We start from the raw sequence: 17,910 nt of genomic DNA on the forward strand, positions 1-17,910 counted from the left end.
ACTATGTCATAAACAAGAATAATAGTTTTAGTTTAGTTTAAATCTGACGCAAAGCTCGCTTACGTTCATGCTCTTTCAAGAAGCGCTTACGAAGACGAATCATCTGAGGAGTAATTTCGACGAGCTCATCATCATCGATGAATGCAACTGCATACTCGAGGCTCATGTCAATCGGCGGGACCAAACGTACTGCTTCATCCGTACCGGATGCACGCACATTTGTCAACTGCTTACCCTTAATCGCGTTTACAACGAGATCGTTCTCACGACTATGAATACCTATAATCATACCTTCATACAGCGCATCTCCAGGTTCCAAAAACATACGACCACGATCCTGCAACTTCCATATCGCATAGGCAACGGCAACACCATCATCCTGCGAAATTAACACTCCATTACGACGCTTACCAAATATACCATCTTTCACTGGCGCATACGTGTCGAAGATGTGGCTCATCATTCCTGTTCCACGCGTCATTGACAGAAAGTGGCCTTGAAAACCAATCAAGCCACGCGCAGGAATCCGATACTCAAGCCGTGTCCGACCCTGACCATCCGACACCATATCCAACATTTCACCCTTACGAAAGGCAATTTCTTCCATCACGCTACCCTGATATTGATCTTCCAGGTCAATCATAAGAATTTCATACGGCTCACACTTGACACCATCAAGTTCCTTAATTACGACACGCGGCCTTGATACGGCTAATTCATAACCTTCACGGCGCATGTTTTCGATCAAAATCGTAAGGTGTAGCTCACCGCGCCCGGATACTTCAAAAACTGAATCTTCCGACGTATCCTTAACACGCAGCGCAACATTATGATTTAACTCTTTGTAAAGACGATCGCGAATTTGACGACTCGTAACAAATTTTCCTTCACGGCCTGCCAGCGGTGACGTATTCACGCAGAAATTCATCGTCAGCGTAGGCTCGTCAATATTTATGACTGGCAAAGCTTCTGGTAAATCTACTGCACAAATTGTTGCACCTATCCCTACATCTTCGATGCCATTAATAAGTACAATATCACCCGCCTCAGCGCCATCAGAAAGAACTCGCTCTAAACCCTTGAAAGTAAGCACTTGATTGATCTTGCGATTCATTATCTCGCCCTCAGGCCCAAAGCGCATAACCACCTGTTGGCCGGGCTTGATACAACCACGTGTAATACGTCCAATCCCGATGCGACCAACGAAAGTAGAGTAATCAAGGGAGCTAATCTGCAACTGCAGAGGAGCATCAACATCCACTTCACGTACCGGCACATACTTCAAAATCGCGTCGAAAAGCGGCCGCATGTCGCCTTCATGTACATCTGACTCAAACCCAGAGAATCCATTTAATCCTGATGCGTAAATAATTGGAAAATCCAATTGTTCGTCATTAGCACCTAACTTGTCCATTAGATCAAATGTCTGATTGATAACCCAATCCGGACGCGCACCCGGACGATCAATCTTATTCACAACGACAATTGGCCTCAAGCCTAATCCCAAGGCCTTACGCGTCACGAAGCGCGTTTGCGGCATAGGACCCTCGACAGCATCAACCAATAAAAGTACGCTATCGACCATCGAAAGCACACGTTCAACCTCACCGCCAAAATCCGCGTGCCCAGGAGTATCAACAATATTGATATGCGTCCCATCATATTCGACGGCACAATTTTTTGCGAGGATCGTGATGCCACGTTCTTTTTCGATGTCGTTCGAATCCATCACACGTTCAACAATGTGTTGGTTTTCGCGAAAAATTCCTGATTGACGGAGGAGTTGATCAACAAGTGTTGTTTTGCCATGGTCAACATGCGCGATGATGGCAATATTACGGAGAGCACGGGCCATGAAAGTTGAAATAATTTAATTATTTATTCTGAAATAAACTGGTCATTATATCACTTGATAGCATTTAAAACCATTTCGAGACTATATTAGTCTCATTGAGGAGAGATCCAGCACAATATATTGATCACTGAGTGGACGCTACTAATAAGCACTGCGGTTTAAGTAAAGCCTCGGGGCCAATCTTGGCAACACCAAGAAAATGGCGAGATTTCATCTGGTCAAAGTCACTCTGCACAGATTCACGATAGACACGAACTTCTATCTCACTATGTATCCCTGTCTCATACAGCATCTGCGCAAAACGCGTTTTATCAAGACGAAGTCTTTGTCCATAACAAAAACGCTTAGATAACGATTCGTCAAGACAAATATAAGGTAAAGTTTTCAGTAGTGTATCCACTGGTGCGAGCTTATCGATCCGCTCCTGATGAGCCATTACACTAAGTACATCAAGCGACAGTGCATCACTCAAATCTAGTTGCCCCACCGCCGTACGGCGTAATGCAGTGAGATGTGCACCACAACCCAACATGATTCCAATATCCTCAGCCAACGTACGTATGTAGGTACCCTTACTGCATGTTACACGCAATGTAAACGTTGGTGTTTCGAATTGCCCTTGGTTATTCGACGAAGAGTTCCCCAACCACGAAAGCATTTCCAACGTACGGATCGTCACTTCACGTGACTTACGCTCTACCATCTTACCAGCACGCGCGTATTCATAAAGGGGTTTTCCATCGAATTTGAGCGCTGAATACATTGGAGGCACTTGTGAGATACGACCTACAAACCTTGGCAACATAGCGCATACAACGTCTGCATCACACATCACCGGCTTCCTCTCAATGATCTCACCTTCCGCATCTCCCGTAGTAGTGGTTTGTCCAAGACGCACACAAGCTTCATAAGTTTTATCCGCGTTTAGCAAACCTTGTGAGAACTTTGTTGCCTCACCAAAACATAAAGGTAACAGGCCCGTGGCAAGAGGATCAAGTGTACCAGTATGACCAGCTTTCAATGCTTGTAGAAGATATTTGGCACGCATCAGCGCACAGTTAGACGAGAGACCAATAGGTTTGTCAAGAAGCAAGACACCATCAAGTGCGAATCGTGGCAACGTTTGGTAAAGCCTATTCGGACGAGGATCTATCATGTAACAGAAATCAAAAAAATCTCGGAATCATGAGGGCAGTTCCACCGAACAGTCATAAAAAATACGTAAAATAAAAATCATGCGGTTACTTGATAGCAGATTCATCATTGATGCTATCGATCAGACGAGAGATTTCAATAGCTTTCTCAATCGATTGATCGTAATAAAAATGTAGAGTCGGAACAGTATGGATGCGTAAACGTTTGAATAAAAGGCTACGCAAATAGCCTGCAGCCTCATTTAATACTTCACACGTCGCATCTGGATCTCCGGTCAAAGTTGTGAAATAAATTTTGGCATGTGCGTAATCGGCTGTGAGCACAACGCTTTGCAGGGTCACAAGATCAATACGTGGATCCTTAACTTCACTTCGAATTAATGACGACAGGTCCTTTTGAATCTGATCGGCAATACGGAGATGACGATCAGGAATAACATTATTTTTTCGCATCTCAGACTCGTGGCTCTTTAAGCTGACTGACCTGGGGTCACTCTGTATGAATAGTCATACCATTATTTCATGATGGTGTTATTACAATGAACGCGCAACTTCGGTAATTTCAAACGCCTCAAATTGATCACCTTCTCGAATATCATTGAAATTCTTGATGGACATTCCACACTCGAAACCTTGCTTCACTTCCTTGACATCATCCTTGAAGCGTTTTAGCGAATCGAGTTCACCCGTATAGATGACAACGTTGTTACGCAGAACTCGAAATTGTGATCCACGCTTAACTATACCTTCTAACACCATACAACCAGCCACTGTACCTATCTTCGGGACACGAAATACTTGACGCACTTCCACAAGCCCTGTGATTTCCTCTTTTCTCTCCGGCGACAGCATACCCGACATCGCCGCCTTCACTTCATCCACGGCATCATAAATGATGTCGTAATAACGTATATCAATACCATTTGACTCCGCCAATTTTCGAGCTAACGCATCGGCACGAGTATTGAACCCTATAATGACTGCCTTCGAAGCAGTTGCCAAATTAACATCGCTTTCACTAACCCCACCAACAGCACTGTGTATCACCTGCACCCGTACTTCCGGTGTCGAAAGCTTATTGATAGCATGCGCCAACGCTTCTTGGGAACCTTGTACATCAGCCTTAATAATCAATGGCAAACTCTTGACTTCACCTTCACCCATTTGTTCAAAAATATTTTCGAGCTTTGCGGCATGTTGCTTGGCAAGCTTAACATCTCGGAACTTACCTTGTCGAAATAATGCAATTTCGCGTGCCTTGCGCTCATCTTGAACCACTAACACTTCCTCACCAGCACCTGGCACTTCCGACAACCCCTGAATTTCAACAGGAATCGAAGGTCCAGCTTCCTTCACTGACTTTCCAAGTTCACTCAACATAGCGCGCACACGGCCATAAGCTTGACCGGCAAGCACCATATCACCACGATGTAAAGTACCTGACTGCACCAAAATTGTTGCGACTGGTCCTTTACCCTTATCGAGCTTAGCTTCAATCACAATGCCTTTAGCCGTGGCTTGCACAGGGGCGTTTAATTCAAGGACTTCTGCTTGTAGCAAAACGTTTTCAAGTAACTCATCGATCCCCGTGCCTACCTTCGCCGACACTTTCACAAATGGTGAATCACCGCCGTATTCTTCTGGCACAACACCTTCGGCAACCAATTCTTGCTTGACCCGCTCTGGGTTAGCATCCGGCTTATCAAGCTTATTAATCGCGACGACAATAGGAACGCCCGCCGACTTAGCATGCGCAATAGCTTCCTTCGTTTGTGGCATCACGCCATCATCCGCTGCGACTACCAAAATAACAATATCCGTCGCTTTGGCCCCACGAGCACGCATCGCTGTAAATGCCTCATGCCCTGGCGTATCAAGAAAGGTGATAGTACCGTTTGGTGTATCGACGTGATACGCACCGATGTGCTGCGTAATACCACCCGCTTCGCTAGCAGCAACCTTATCTCGACGGATATAGTCAAGCAAAGAAGTTTTGCCATGATCAACGTGACCCATGACGGTTACTACTGGTGGACGCGAAAATAGCTCAACATCAGATTTTTCATTGCCTAAATCAAGCATTGTTTCCGGGTCGTCAAGCTTAGCAGCAATCGCCTTATGACCTAGTTCTTCAACCACAATCATGGCAGTTTCTTGATCAAGAACCTGATTGATAGTAATCATTTGTCCCAATTTCATCATCAATTTGATGACTTCCGAAGCTTTGACTGCCATCTTATGTGCAAGATTGGCAACACTGATTGTTTCTGGCACATGGACATCACGTACAATAGGCTCGCTCGGTGCCTGAAATGAGTTACGTTCCTCTTGCCCATGACGATCACCTCGACGACCACGGCTACCAACCCCTCCGCTGCTCCAACTCTCAGCACCGCCCGAAGTATCTCCACGGGTCTTCATGCCACCTCGTTTGCGACTATCACTATCTTTTTTCCAAGCACTTCCTCCCTTTTTCTTTTCAACAATCCCTATTGTTGTTGAAGCAGTCACTAGTTTCTTATCCACCGACTTGGCTGGCTTATGCAGCGTGCCCTTAGCATTTCCTGGCTTCATAGATTGAGTCGGTTCTGTTACTTCGGGTGCCGCCTTAACAACACGACGTGGCATACTTATCATTTCACGAATCGCCCGCGCTTCAGCCTCTGCGGCCGCGCGACGCTTCTGGGTCAATTCTTCTTCCGCAATAGCCTTCTCTGGAAGAATATTGATCTTTTCAGCAGCAATCCGCACGGCTTCAGTTTTCGCCGTGGGCGAAAGCACTGCCTCGGAATGAGCAATATTCATAACATTGACACCGACTTCAGATAGCGGCACTTTTCGAACACGCGAGCGTCCAGCGTTCCTGGGATAGAGTAGCGTCGCATTCAATTGTTCTGCTTCCGCCTTTGCCTGAGCGTTCGCTACAGCTTGTTTTTCAGCAAAACGCTTGAGAGTTTCACGCTCACGATACTCAGCGGCTTCTTTTTCTTCGCGTAAGCAACGCTCAGCTTCCTCACGCTCAAGTCGTTCCTGACGTTCCTTAAGCTGAGCAGCAACTTGTGTAGCTAAACGCTCAGCCTCGACACGCGCAACTTCTTCACGCTGACGCAAAGCAGCATCATCAGCAACCACTATGTCAATGTCCTCACATGGCAGATCATCACGCTTCACAAAGGTACGCTTCTTTCGCACTTCCACTTGTATTGTCCGTGCTTTACCTGTCGAATCGGCTTGTTTGATCTCGGAGGTCTGACGACGTGTTAGAGTGATTTTCTTTTTATCTCCATCACCAGCACCGTGCGACCGGCGAAGATACTCCAGCAAACGAGCCTTATCATCTTCTGTCAAAGGATCATTCACGTTTATTTTTTTCACACCAGCCGCCTTCAATTGCTCCAACAACACACCAGCTGGCACTTTTAGTTCTGCGGCAAATTGAGCTACATTGATACTCGCCATTCAAACCTCATCAAGCAAAGCGACGTGCCTTGCGGTTAATTTCTCAATTAATCGTTCCATATACATGCCAGAGCAAGTCATTGAAACCAATGTTCACGTGCTTTCATGATCAGTACCTTTGCTATTTTCTCGTCAACACCCGTCAGCTCAGTCAACTCATCTACAGCCAACTCAGCCAAATCATCTCGCGTCTGAATATTGTGGACAGCCAACTTAGCAAGCAACTCAGAGGAAACACCATCCATGCTCTTCAGACTCAAAGCAACGCCCTCGACCTTTTCTTCATTCGCGATTGCCTGGGTCAATAGCGAATCACGTGAGCGATTACGCAACTCGTGTACTGTATCTTCGTCAAAGGCTTCAATTTCTAGCATTTCACCTAGTGGTACATAAGCAATTTCCTCAAGACTAGAAAAGCCCTCTTCAATCAAGATATCAGCCATTTCCTCATCAACATCAAGACACTGCATGAACAATTCACGCAATGAACCACGTTCTTCATTCTGCTTCTCTGTCGACTCATCCAGAGTCATAATGTTGATTTTCCATTTTGTCAACTCTGATGCAAGACGCACATTCTGACCACTTCGACCAATAGCTACTGCCAGCTCAGCTTCATCGACTACAACGTCCATACTATGCCTTTCTTCATCGACCACGATCGATTGCACTGATGCAGGCGCTAACGCACCAATCACAAACTGCGCCGGATCTTCTGACCAAAGAACAATATCAACATTTTCACCGCCTAGCTCATTACGAACTGCTTGAACACGAGTGCCGCGAATACCGACGCAGGTACCAATCGGATCAATACGCTTGTCATGCGCCACAACAGCGATTTTGGCACGCAAGCCTGGATCTCGAGCAGCAGACTTGATTTCCAAGAGTCCCTGCTCAATTTCCGGAACTTCCATACTAAACAATTCAATTAAAAATTCCGGCACCGTACGAGACAATTCAATCTGTGGGCCACGTGTAGTTCGATCAACCCTGGAGATGTAAGCACGAACGCGGTCACCAATTCGAAAATTTTCTTTCGGAATTAACTGATCACGGCGAAGTATGGCCTCCACACGTCCTGACTCTGCTATCAAATTACCCTTATCCAAACGCTTGACGGAACCGGTCATAGTCCTTTCGCCTCGTTCCAGGAAATCTGATAAGATTTGCTCGCGCTCAGCATCACGAATTCGCTGTAGAATAACCTGCTTCGCTGCTTGCGCACCGATTCGACCGAATTCGATCGAATCCACCGGCTGTTCAATGAAAGAACCAAGCTCAATGTTGGCGTTGTCTTCCTTGGCCTCAAACCATAAAACCTGTTTGTCCGGTTCTTGCAAACCATCCTCATCAGGAACAACAAGCCAACGACGAAAACTTTCATGCTCCCCCGTTTGTCGATTAATCGAAACGCGAATGTCAACGTCTTCGGTGTAGCGTTTCTTGTTAGCTGAAGCCAATGCTGCTTCAAGAGCGCAAAATACCACGTCTTTATCGACGTTCTTTTCGCGCGCGAGCGCATCGACTAACAGCAGTACTTCGCGACTCATCGTTTGCTACTCCTAAAATCAATCTGCGGCACTAGGCGCGCGCGGTCAATATCGGAAAGAGTAAATTCCAGCAGAACAGGACCACTTTTACCTTCGAATTCCAGACTCAAGTTGTTGCCATTTGGTACTTGCAAAATACCACGAAAATGCTTACGGCCGTCAAGCGGTATACGCAACATCACAGTCACTTCAGCACCTGAAAAACGCTCGAAATCTTTTAATTTTCGCAACGGGCGATCAAGCCCTGGCGATGATACCTCCAGACGATCATAATCAACATTATCGACTGCCAATACATGAGAAAGCTGACGACTTACCGTCTCGCAATCTTGAATGTTAACTCCTGTTGACTTATCGATGTAAATGCGTAACAAACCACGTCCCGCACGCTCAAGATCAACTAGTTCGTAACCTAAATTCACCACAGTGATCTCGATCAAATCTAGCAGTTGCAAAAAATCACCCTTAAAAAATTATCCATCGACGCACTTCCTACTCTAGTACTTTATCATCACCCCGTATAGGAGGAAGTCACCGAAAATCTACTTAACGCCAACTTATCACTCGTCGTGAGCGCATAACAGCGTCAAAAGCAAAAAAAAATGGGCAAAACGCCCATTTCCGTATCCCTTTGCTCATCAAACGTATAGCAAAAAGAATGCTATCAGACAAACATTAATTAAACGAATCCGTTCTTTAAATTTTATATGATGTAGAGATATTTTGCAACGACGAGACGGCATTTGAAAAAATACAATCCACTTCTAAATACCGACTACCAAGGCTTAACGTGAACGTTTCCCACGTCTACCAACCTGATCTCCCTGGACCCCGCGATTTCCATTAGGTATGCTGGCGCGCCCTTCGTGTCGGCCACTCTTGCCAGCAAAACCACCTCGAGCGCCAAAACCCTTTCCTCGACCCTGATTATCTCCATAGTAGGACTGTCCAGGCACACCACTCGGCCCCACAAAAGTCATCAATGGATTCACCCGGGGTCTTCGCCACTCAATATGACCACTGGGGCCACTATCAAACACACCGAGAGCAGTCTGCATCGGATCCGGTTGACGACGAGATATAACAGAACCCCGACCACGCCGATGCTTCGTATCATCATGAGAAGTGTCTGGCAATTTCATACCCACAGCGCTAAACAGTGAACGCACTTGCGCCTCACTCAACTCTTCATAACGACCACGTTTGAGACCACGAGGCAATGTTAATGGACCATATCGTGTACGAATCAAACGACTAACCATCAATCCGACAGAATCAAACATGCGACGCACTTCACGGTTACGTCCTTCCGATAGCGCAACATGATACCAATGATTGGAACCTTCACCACCGCCATCCTGCAATCGCAAGAAGTTTGCCATGCCATCATCGAGCTCGATACCTAAGAGCAATTTCTGACGCGATGATTCATCCAGTTCCCCAACAGTGCGAACCGCATATTCACGCTCAATGCCATAACGAGGATGCATGAAACGGTTCGCAAGATCGCCTGAAGTGGTCAAAATTAATAACCCCTCTGTATTAAAATCAAGACGACCGACTGCAAGCCATTTCGCCATTTTCATCGAGGGCAAACGATCAAAAACAGAAGGGCGATTTTCTGGATCTGCGTGACTAACAATTTCGCCCGCCGGCTTGTGATACAAAAGAATACGTGGTGGTTTAACGATAATGCGACGTTTAATTAACTTACCGTTAATACGAACTTTATCCATTGGCAAGATTCGCTGGCCAATATGCGCTGGCTCAGCATTCACGGATACACGTCCTGCCAAAATAAGCTCTTCCATGTCGCGGCGCGAACCCAACCCAGCCTCCGCCAAAACCTTGTGCAACTTCGGCGCATCATCGCCTGACGACAAAACTCGCCGACCTACATTTTTTCGAACATGTAATTCATTTTTTTTCGAGACATCACCTTGTTCAACATCAAATCCACCCGATGCCACAAAGTGAAAAATATCGTCATGACCATCGTTTTTTTCGCTATGTCGAGGTAATTCATCACTTCTCGGACCCCTTTGTCTTCGATTACCTTGAGTAACAGGTTTACGAGAACCATCAAAAACCTGACCGACAACGGAATGAGTAGAATGTTGATTGCTGCTCACTCGCAAATAAGACTGCTCGACCAGCAATTGGTCTTTCATGACCCCTTCAGTGGTTCCCATTGTGTGAGTATCGCTCAGATCAACTTCCCCACTCTGACGCTTGAGCTTCTGTGCCGCACGACGGCGCACAATTAAACTCCGCGGGCCACGACGCAAACCCCGACGCGATTGTTTTTCATCAACAATACCACTGTCGGCATCGGACATGGAACGATGGGTCACACCGGCATCGCCCATGTGTAAATCTTGGGATTCTTCTTTCTGCTTCAACACAACCTCATTGGAAAACCGACTCATTACGGAAAGTAAAAAAGACTAAGACACTGTCTTAAACCATTAATTCACTATCATGCGATAGGCTCCCCGCACCATCTTTCCCAGCATCTAGTGCCAAATTGGACATATCAATTAATCAAGCAACGGCTGGCTTCAAAACATCGGATTCTGTTCAGGGAACACCGTCTCTTATTCTCCTAACTCAGTGCATATTCAAGCAACAAGTTCACAACACTGAAATATACAAGACAAACAAAGAGTTGATACAGTTAGCTCATTTTCAGCGGCTCTTGCCAGCGGATCAACGCAATTTCAAGAATAAATCTATCCATGTGTGAATAAGCAAAACTAGGTCTAGCAATCAAAACCAGGAAAATAAAGACCTACTGGAACGTAAAAATCGTTCATGAGCACGCGAATGAACGGCGCGCGCTTTTATTTTATATTCATCGAAGTACACTGACACAAAGGAGTTGCTTCAAGGCTACCTGCCAAGAATGGCTTAAAATGTAGCTGTAAATACCTACGGGCGATTATTACTGAAAATTTAACTCCCGTAAAGTAACTCGGCATATTTTGTCAGGAAATGTGCAAGTCTCCTCAAAAAACTAGCTGAGGTATATATTTATTGCCACGCTCTTTAACACAAAAAACGGAACATGTTTTCCATAAAAAACATCAGACCCTACAACAAAACACAATTGTATAAATTTGTCTCGAAGACAAGAAATTATCTGTATTCCGAAAGTTAATCACCAAAAAAGTGTTAGCCCACAGAAGATAAAAAATACTCCTCTTCAAACTTATAGAAGTCTACCCTCATGAAGACCATCACAAGCCCTCAAAAAATACAGCCTAGGACCAAAGTTAGGATATACATTAATGGAAAGAGCTCGATCATTTTTAAAAAACCACAGGATGAAGATCTCAACTACACAACTCCTTAGTGGCCTCTTGATTTATATTTTTATTTCACCCCCTAATTCACTTACACCCACTAACAGTCGTTCGAATGCAGCAGCCAAAAAAGCAGGATCACCTTTCACTCCAAGATCAATATGCCGATGCATACAAAGCTCACCATAATTCCTCTCACCTAAGCTCGGCAGGCTAAATACCTTGATACCAGGATATTCATGTTCAATGGCTTCCATCAAAGGAATCAGTGTCGACTCCATCAATCCAAACACTAGCATCGAGCGTTTGGCATGGGTATGCTGATGCTGACGATCAACATACTTGGTGTCAAGTACCCACGCCATCATTGGCCAAGCCATTACAGGGAAACCTGGCATAAAATGATGGTGTGCTATCGAAAATCCAGGAATTTTGTTGTAGGGATTCGGCAGGATATTCGCTCCTATGGGAAACTCACCCATCTTTAAACGGTGATAATTATCACCTCCATTTATATGCATAACGTCCGCCCGACTCGTCTCAGCAATGTGCTCAAGAATCAACTTCTCCGCAATAGGATGGAGAGCAACGGGCACCCCCAATGCTGCGGCTGCGCATTGACGCGTGTGATCATCAGGTGTTGCGCCGATACCTCCGGTCACAAACACAATATCGTTACCCGCAAATGTACGACGAAGCGTTTCAATAAGACGCTCCGGAACATCGCCAACATACTCCGCCCAATCGAGTTGCATTTCACGCTCAGCCAATAATGTGATCAATTTCGATAAATGCTTATCTTTTCGTTGACCCGAGAGAATTTCGTCGCCAATGATGATGATACCAACAGCCATGGAGGGTTCCTTTAATCGCTTATTCAGTCAAAATCCGACGCCGTTCGTTAACACATTAATTCAAACCAGGTATAAATAGGTCTAAATCAGGGGTTGTTCATGCAGAAAATTTGACAGGACTCACCTAAGACCATTCCGATTAGTCGTTTAATAGGCAAGCAACCCGCTGGCATGCTCGTATTTCACTTAATCGAGCTTATACCCAACACTTTCAAGTGCCATCCAGGAAAAACTATGCGCGCAAAAAAATTTGATGGTCTACTAAATTTCAAGCAAAACACCGCCTGTCTCGAAATTTCATTCGCCCTCCCGCCGCCCATCAAAATCTTTCGATGCCAGCAATCACTGGTCGTATACAACAACAATCTAATCTACCCAAAAGCTCATATAACTCATAGGGTTAAACTTAATTCGTCGATTAGTGCAGTATCTGCGGACTGACAACGCACACCCATCGATGGCATTAAGTTCATACAGAGAAAATCCATCAGTAGAGAAAGTGGTGTCGAAATTTAAATCTCATCTAGTGTTGCATAAAGGTAACGAACTCCTCAAACAGGTAGTAGATGTAAACGGTATACATGTGCTGGCCGCATCGTTGGATGACGCTGATGATAAAACATTGCGTGAAACTATGGATAATCTCAAGAATAGGCTCTGGTCAAATTAAGCTCATCGCTGTCATATCACCGATCAAGTCGCGATGCTAGCCCTTTATAGACTCAAATTTAATCTACCTCAGCAAAGAACTTTGTTCGTGTCAATCAAAATCAACACGAAAAGTCCACGATTCAATGCATGTCTAGTTTTGATAATACCTTTTCGAATTGGAGTATCTTGTAAAAATAGGATTAAATATCCGAGAAGCGAATGGACCTTAAGAGCTCATCGAAATAAGATGTTACATATACACAATATAAGATGTTTTTCCATCTACTGTGCTTCTAAACAGATAAAGCTGTAATTGAGGCATAACTTCAAGCTAACGATTGAGCCGTATGGTATCTTAAACCCGTTCTCAATCTGACACACAGTATTTAATGTCAAACAGCGACGCTACACCTAAAGATGGGGATATTCTGTAGTATCTTGGGCATCTTACTCCCAAGGACAAGAAGAAGCTCGTAGTGCAAAGTAATTAAAGATTATTCTCGACGAAATCTGTCGAAACACACTCTAGAAGAGTATAAAGCTCTATTATCGGTTATTCGGCCCATCAGTTTTCATGGGCTGATCATTATAATGTCGGGATGTTCGAACCTACACTCATGCTGACTCACTCTACCCCCCCTATCGAAGACAAAGAGATCGCCGCTCATCAAGCTCAATTTGTGCAATGGTTGCGGTCGGTCGCTCCTTACATCCATGCATTTCGTAACAAAACATTCGTTGTTGCCTTCGGTGGCGAATTGGTCATGGCCGGCGGACTAGATTCGTTAATCCAAGACGTTGCGCTGCTGCGTGCCATGGGCATGGATATAGTACTGGTTCACGGTTCGCGTCCGCAAGTCGAAGAACAAATGCGGCTACGGCAAATCGAATCGCACTTCTCAGAACAAATGCGCATCACCGACGCTGCCGCGCTCGAAGCCGTCAAAGAAGCAGCCGGTGAATTACGGCTAGATATTGAAGCCTCGATCAGCCAAGGCCTACCAAATACACCGATGGGAAATGCTCGAATCAGTGTCGTTTCCGGAAACTTCGTAACAGGCCATCCTGTTGGGATTCTCGACGGCATTGACTTCCAGCATACAGGCGTGGTACGTAAAATCGATGCAGAATCTATCCGCATGTCGTTGAATAGCGGCAAAATCGTCTTGCTTTCTCCCCTGGGGTTCTCACCAACCGGACAGGCATTCAATCTGACGATGGAGGATGTCGCGTCAGCCGCAGCTATCGCACTTCGGGCCGAAAAACTAATTTTCATCACCGAAGCACCTGGTATTCTGAATGAAAAAAATGAACTGCAACGCGAATTAACCCTTGAAGATGCGCAACGCATACAAACCATAGGTCAACTGGATCATGATTCAGAGTTTTATTTAAAATACGCCGTGCGTGCGTGTCGTGCAGGCGTTAGTCGTTCGCATATTGTTCCATTCACACTCGATGGCAGCATGCTACTAGAGCTATTTTCACACGACGGCGTCGGCACAATGATATCATATGAAAATATAGAGAGTCTGCGCGAAGCTACGGTTGATGACGTCGGCAGTATTCTTCAGCTGATCGAACCACTAGAGCAAAATGGCACCCTTATCAAACGCGACCGTCACCAGTTGGAACGTGACATCAATCATTTCTCGGTGATTGAGCATGATAAACGGCTGTTTGGCTGTGCCGCACTTTACTCTTATCCCACGGACCAGATTGGCGAAATGGCTTGCTTAATCGTGGATTCGGAAGCTCAAAGCGCAGGTGATGGTGAAAGATTACTGCACCATATTGAACAACGAGCACGTGCTCACGGGTTAGAACATTTGTTCGTTCTAACGACTAGAGCCGAACACTGGTTCCTTAAACGTGGTTTTAAAAAAGCCAGTGTAGATGACTTACCAGCAGAGCGCCGCCGTCTATATAACTGGCAACGGCGCTCCCTTGTGCTCATTAAAAAACTCTGAGCATTCACTCGTCGGCGATTTGATTAAATTACCCACTCAATTAACTTAAATCATACTTTTTATTTCAAAGGAGCTCTTTATGACACGCATAATTCAGTGCCTAAAACTGAACCATGAGGCTGAAGGTCTAGATTCTCCTCCACTGCCAGGAGAGCTAGGGAAGCGTTTGTGGGAAAATGTTTCAAAAGAAGCCTGGGCCACCTGGCTTAAACAACAAACCATGCTCATAAACGAAAATCGCCTGAATATGGCCGACCCCCGAGCTCGCCAGTACCTAATCAAACAAACGGAAAAATATTTTTTTGGAGATGGTTCGGACACTGTGAAAGGTTACATAGCAGAAACAGATAAATAAATTCAAGAATCACTCCAGGTTACGACTCGTCATGTTCCGAATTTACACACCGACAGACGTACGCGCCGCCTGAACCACTTCTGTCAAATAATTAGGTCATCTCACCACGATAATCAATTTTTTTGACACCAGAAACACTTCCCATCAAACAAATATCTGCTCCTCGATGTGCAAAAAGGCCCACGGTCACGACCCCGGGAATTTGATTAACGGCCACTTCAAAAGCCTCTGGATCGATGATTTTCAACCTGTGGACATCAAGAATGATGCAGCCATTATCACTCATATAAATATCCCCATCAGGACGGACACGAATTTTTGGCATACCACCTAACGTTCTCAACGCATGAGCCACGCTGGTCCGTGCCATGGGAATTACTTCCACTGGCAATGGGAAAAACCCGAGCACCGAAACACATTTAGATGCATCGACAACACAAACGAATTCCTTAGCTACAGAAGCCAAAATTTTTTCACGTGTAAGCGCCCCACCACCTCCTTTGAGCATATGGCCAAGCTCATTAATTTCATCAGCACCATCAACATATACCGGGAGGTCATCAATCTGATTCAGATCGAATACATCAATACCGTAGTGAAGTAATCGTGCCGTACTAGCATCCGAGCTAGAAACTGCACCGCGATAACGATTTTTATGCTTTGCTATTGCATCAATGAAAAAATTCGCTGTAGATCCCGTTCCAACACCTAACGTAATGCCTTCTGGCATATTTTGATTCACATAGGCGGCCGCGGCAGCGCCGACCAAACGCTTCATTTCATCTTGTGTCATAGGGATTTCCTGCAAAGTTCAGTAAAATTTGGTACAGTTGGGCTCAATTCAGTACAATTGATAGGGTAGCGTTTATGATTCGAATTTGCCCAATAACGCATCAATTATATTGGCTGACATCCTTCGGCAGATAAGACTCAGATATAGTTTCCTCGCTTTTTAGCGATGTCGCTAGAATTGACTCCTCATCGCTCATAACCTTATGGTACCCGTCGTTATGAATCAACTCGATCAGCTAAAACAGAGCACCATCGTGGTCGCCGATACAGGTGACTTTGAGGCGTTGCGTCTCTACGAACCACGCGATACTACCACTAACCCATCGCTAATTCTTAAGGCTGTACAAAAACCAGCTTACCAGCCCATACTCAAGCGTACCGTACATACATACCATAATGCGCCCCTCGACGAAATAATCGACCGTTTGTTGATCGCATTCGGCCGAGAAATCCTCAATATCGTGCCTGGACGCGTATCAACAGAAATCGATGCACGTCTATCATTCGACACTTCTAGCACCGTTTTACGTGGACACAAGTTGATTGAAATGTACGAAGCTGAAGGTATTCCACGTGAACGTGTACTGATAAAAATCGCGTCAACCTGGGAAGGCATCCGTGCTGCCGAAATACTTGAGCGTGCCGGCATACGTTGCAATATGACGCTGTTATTTTCGCTCGTACAAGCTGCTGCGTGCGCAGAAGCCCGAGCACAGTTAATTTCGCCATTCGTTGGCCGAATTTATGACTGGTTCAAAAAATCAGCTGGCAATCGTTGGGAAGAAAACGTCAATATCGGCGATAATGATCCCGGTGTGCGCTCCGTCGCAAATATTTATCGCTACTATAAGTATTTTGGATATAAAACAGAAATTATGGGAGCTAGTTTCCGGTCAACTGCACAGATTCTAGCACTTGCGGGCTGCGATTTACTAACGATTAGTCCAGAACTTCTCGAACAACTGAAAAAGACTCAGGGTGATGTCCCACGTCGTCTCACTGCATCAGACGCACAATGCACCGCAGTCGAAAAATTTAAGACAGATGAGCTATCGTTTCGATACCAACTAAACGATGATGCAATGGCCACCGAAAAACTCGCTGAGGGAATTCGTCTATTTGCAGCGGATGCAATTAAACTCGAAGAACTCATCGTAAGACTCCTTTAAAAATGGAGTTTTACATTGAGTGAGTTGGTATTAACCCAAACCTTGCTACTTCATTCCTCTGGCGTACCGCTTCATATAGGCACACGGCACTAGCAACCGAAACGTTAAGGCTTTCCACCCCACCGGCCATTGGAATACTTGCCAGCTCATCGCAATGCTCGCGTACCAGTCGCCGCATACCTTGACCTTCCGCACCCATCACAATCGCTAATGGTCCTGTCAGTTGCGTTTGGTAAAGATTGTCTGTAGCAGAATCAGACGTTCCTAAGACCCAAATACCACGAGCTTGCAGTTTGCGCAACGTATGTGTTAAATTGGTCACCGTAATGTAAGGCACAGTCTCTGCTGCACCGCTCGCGACTTTGACTACCGTAGCGTTTAATCCAACAGCTCTGTCCTTTGGTGCGATCACTGCGTGTGCTCCTGCTCCATTTGCTACACGCAAGCATGCCCCCAAGTTGTGAGGATCTGTGACACCATCTAGTACCAGTAGCAGTGGCAAACCCAAAATCCCATCAAGCAATTCATCGAGACTAAACGCGAGTGAAATTTGCTGCACACGGGCAACGATTCCTTGATGACGAGCACCTCCTGTGAGTCCTACCAGTCGCTCCATATCCGCTTGGATAAGACGTACTTTTACGGATTCGGCATACTTAAGAAATTCTGTCATCCTTCTATCGCGTCGCATTGGATCATAAAAAATTTCTTTGACACTACTTGCATCGTGCCGCAATCTCGCCGTAACAGCATGAAAGCCAAAAAGTAGTTTAAGTTGATTCATCTTAATATC

The 17,910-nt window shown here is 45.4% G+C and carries 14 protein-coding genes; 4 read left to right on the plus strand and 10 right to left on the minus strand.

Annotated elements, in window-relative coordinates; all coding sequences use genetic code 11:
* Positions 1-37: 37 nt before the first annotated feature.
* The 8 genes from typA to BZL35_RS02445 all read right to left on the minus strand — a co-directional run bounded on the left by typA (position 38) and on the right by BZL35_RS02445 (position 12,180).
* Positions 38-1,855: a translational GTPase TypA gene (gene typA / locus BZL35_RS02410; RefSeq protein WP_106182557.1), complete on the minus strand. Its 1,818-nt coding sequence runs from the start codon at positions 1,853-1,855 to the stop codon at positions 38-40.
* A 124-nt stretch (positions 1,856-1,979) separates the two neighbouring features.
* Complete coding sequence (gene truB / locus BZL35_RS02415; protein WP_181276547.1) at positions 1,980-2,975, minus strand: tRNA pseudouridine(55) synthase TruB; 996 nt, start codon at positions 2,973-2,975, stop codon at positions 1,980-1,982.
* A 121-nt stretch (positions 2,976-3,096) separates the two neighbouring features.
* Positions 3,097-3,462 carry a 30S ribosome-binding factor RbfA gene (gene rbfA, locus BZL35_RS02420; RefSeq protein ID WP_106182561.1) on the minus strand — a complete coding sequence of 122 codons (366 nt, stop codon included), beginning with the start codon at positions 3,460-3,462 and terminating at the stop codon, positions 3,097-3,099.
* 81 nt (positions 3,463-3,543) lie between these two features.
* Positions 3,544-6,468: a translation initiation factor IF-2 gene (gene infB / locus BZL35_RS02425; protein ID WP_106182564.1), complete on the minus strand. Its 2,925-nt coding sequence runs from the start codon at positions 6,466-6,468 to the stop codon at positions 3,544-3,546.
* 77 nt (positions 6,469-6,545) lie between these two features.
* Positions 6,546-8,021, minus strand: coding sequence for a transcription termination factor NusA (gene nusA / locus BZL35_RS02430; RefSeq protein ID WP_106182566.1), 1,476 nt, complete (start codon positions 8,019-8,021; stop codon positions 6,546-6,548).
* Positions 8,018-8,476: a ribosome maturation factor RimP gene (gene rimP / locus BZL35_RS02435; protein ID WP_106182568.1), complete on the minus strand. Its 459-nt coding sequence runs from the start codon at positions 8,474-8,476 to the stop codon at positions 8,018-8,020. Before rimP ends, nusA begins: the two co-directional genes overlap by 4 nt.
* 330 nt (positions 8,477-8,806) lie before the next feature.
* Positions 8,807-10,390 carry a pseudouridine synthase gene (locus tag BZL35_RS02440; protein ID WP_106182859.1) on the minus strand — a complete coding sequence of 528 codons (1,584 nt, stop codon included), beginning with the start codon at positions 10,388-10,390 and terminating at the stop codon, positions 8,807-8,809.
* A gap of 998 nt (positions 10,391-11,388) precedes the next feature.
* Complete coding sequence (locus BZL35_RS02445) at positions 11,389-12,180, minus strand: competence/damage-inducible protein A (protein WP_106182571.1); 792 nt, start codon at positions 12,178-12,180, stop codon at positions 11,389-11,391.
* A gap of 457 nt (positions 12,181-12,637) precedes the next feature.
* Between BZL35_RS02445 and BZL35_RS05015 the strand changes: the two genes are divergently transcribed.
* The 3 genes from BZL35_RS05015 to BZL35_RS02465 all read left to right on the plus strand — a co-directional run bounded on the left by BZL35_RS05015 (position 12,638) and on the right by BZL35_RS02465 (position 15,156).
* On the plus strand, positions 12,638-12,850 hold the full coding sequence (locus BZL35_RS05015) for a hypothetical protein (protein WP_106182575.1): 213 nt from the start codon (positions 12,638-12,640) through the stop codon (positions 12,848-12,850).
* Positions 12,851-13,430: 580 nt separating this feature from the next.
* Positions 13,431-14,801, plus strand: a complete 1,371-nt coding sequence (gene argA / locus BZL35_RS02460) for an amino-acid N-acetyltransferase (protein WP_106182577.1) — start codon at positions 13,431-13,433, stop codon at positions 14,799-14,801.
* Positions 14,802-14,880: 79 nt separating this feature from the next.
* A complete protein-coding gene (locus BZL35_RS02465; protein WP_106182580.1) occupies positions 14,881-15,156 on the plus strand; it encodes an oxidative damage protection protein in 276 nt (91 codons plus the stop codon).
* A 91-nt stretch (positions 15,157-15,247) separates the two neighbouring features.
* Here BZL35_RS02465 and rpiA read toward each other — a convergent pair whose 3' ends face one another.
* Positions 15,248-15,949, minus strand: coding sequence for a ribose-5-phosphate isomerase RpiA (gene rpiA, locus BZL35_RS02470; RefSeq protein ID WP_106182582.1), 702 nt, complete (start codon positions 15,947-15,949; stop codon positions 15,248-15,250).
* Positions 15,950-16,166: 217 nt separating this feature from the next.
* Between rpiA and tal the strand changes: the two genes are divergently transcribed.
* The gene (tal, locus tag BZL35_RS02475) at positions 16,167-17,117 is read left to right on the plus strand and encodes a transaldolase (protein ID WP_106182585.1); all 951 of its coding nucleotides are present in this window, start codon (positions 16,167-16,169) and stop codon (positions 17,115-17,117) included.
* 10 nt (positions 17,118-17,127) lie between these two features.
* Here tal and rlmB read toward each other — a convergent pair whose 3' ends face one another.
* On the minus strand, positions 17,128-17,901 hold the full coding sequence (gene rlmB, locus BZL35_RS02480) for a 23S rRNA (guanosine(2251)-2'-O)-methyltransferase RlmB (protein WP_106182588.1): 774 nt from the start codon (positions 17,899-17,901) through the stop codon (positions 17,128-17,130).
* Positions 17,902-17,910 lie beyond the last annotated feature (9 nt).

The sequence above is a fragment of the Candidatus Pandoraea novymonadis genome (genome assembly GCF_003004665.1).
GTDB lineage: Bacteria > Pseudomonadota > Gammaproteobacteria > Burkholderiales > Burkholderiaceae > Pandoraea > Pandoraea novymonadis.

Bases quoted from the DNA above. Each gene is read 5' to 3' on its own strand.
- rlmB (WP_106182588.1), bottom strand. From the start codon at position 17,901: ATGAATCAACTTAAACTACTTTTTGGCTTTCATGCTGTTACGGCGAGA.
- BZL35_RS02445 (WP_106182571.1), bottom strand. From the start codon at position 12,180: ATGGCTGTTGGTATCATCATCATTGGCGACGAAATTCTCTCGGGTCAA.
- BZL35_RS02465 (WP_106182580.1), top strand. From the start codon at position 14,881: ATGACACGCATAATTCAGTGCCTAAAACTGAACCATGAGGCTGAAGGT.
- BZL35_RS02440 (WP_106182859.1), bottom strand. From the start codon at position 10,390: ATGGGCGATGCCGGTGTGACCCATCGTTCCATGTCCGATGCCGACAGT.
- BZL35_RS05015 (WP_106182575.1), top strand. From the start codon at position 12,638: ATGGCATTAAGTTCATACAGAGAAAATCCATCAGTAGAGAAAGTGGTG.
- nusA (WP_106182566.1), bottom strand. From the start codon at position 8,021: ATGAGTCGCGAAGTACTGCTGTTAGTCGATGCGCTCGCGCGCGAAAAG.
- argA (WP_106182577.1), top strand. From the start codon at position 13,431: ATGTTCGAACCTACACTCATGCTGACTCACTCTACCCCCCCTATCGAA.
- rpiA (WP_106182582.1), bottom strand. From the start codon at position 15,949: ATGACACAAGATGAAATGAAGCGTTTGGTCGGCGCTGCCGCGGCCGCC.
- rbfA (WP_106182561.1), bottom strand. From the start codon at position 3,462: ATGCGAAAAAATAATGTTATTCCTGATCGTCATCTCCGTATTGCCGAT.
- tal (WP_106182585.1), top strand. From the start codon at position 16,167: ATGAATCAACTCGATCAGCTAAAACAGAGCACCATCGTGGTCGCCGAT.
- infB (WP_106182564.1), bottom strand. From the start codon at position 6,468: ATGGCGAGTATCAATGTAGCTCAATTTGCCGCAGAACTAAAAGTGCCA.
- typA (WP_106182557.1), bottom strand. From the start codon at position 1,855: ATGGCCCGTGCTCTCCGTAATATTGCCATCATCGCGCATGTTGACCAT.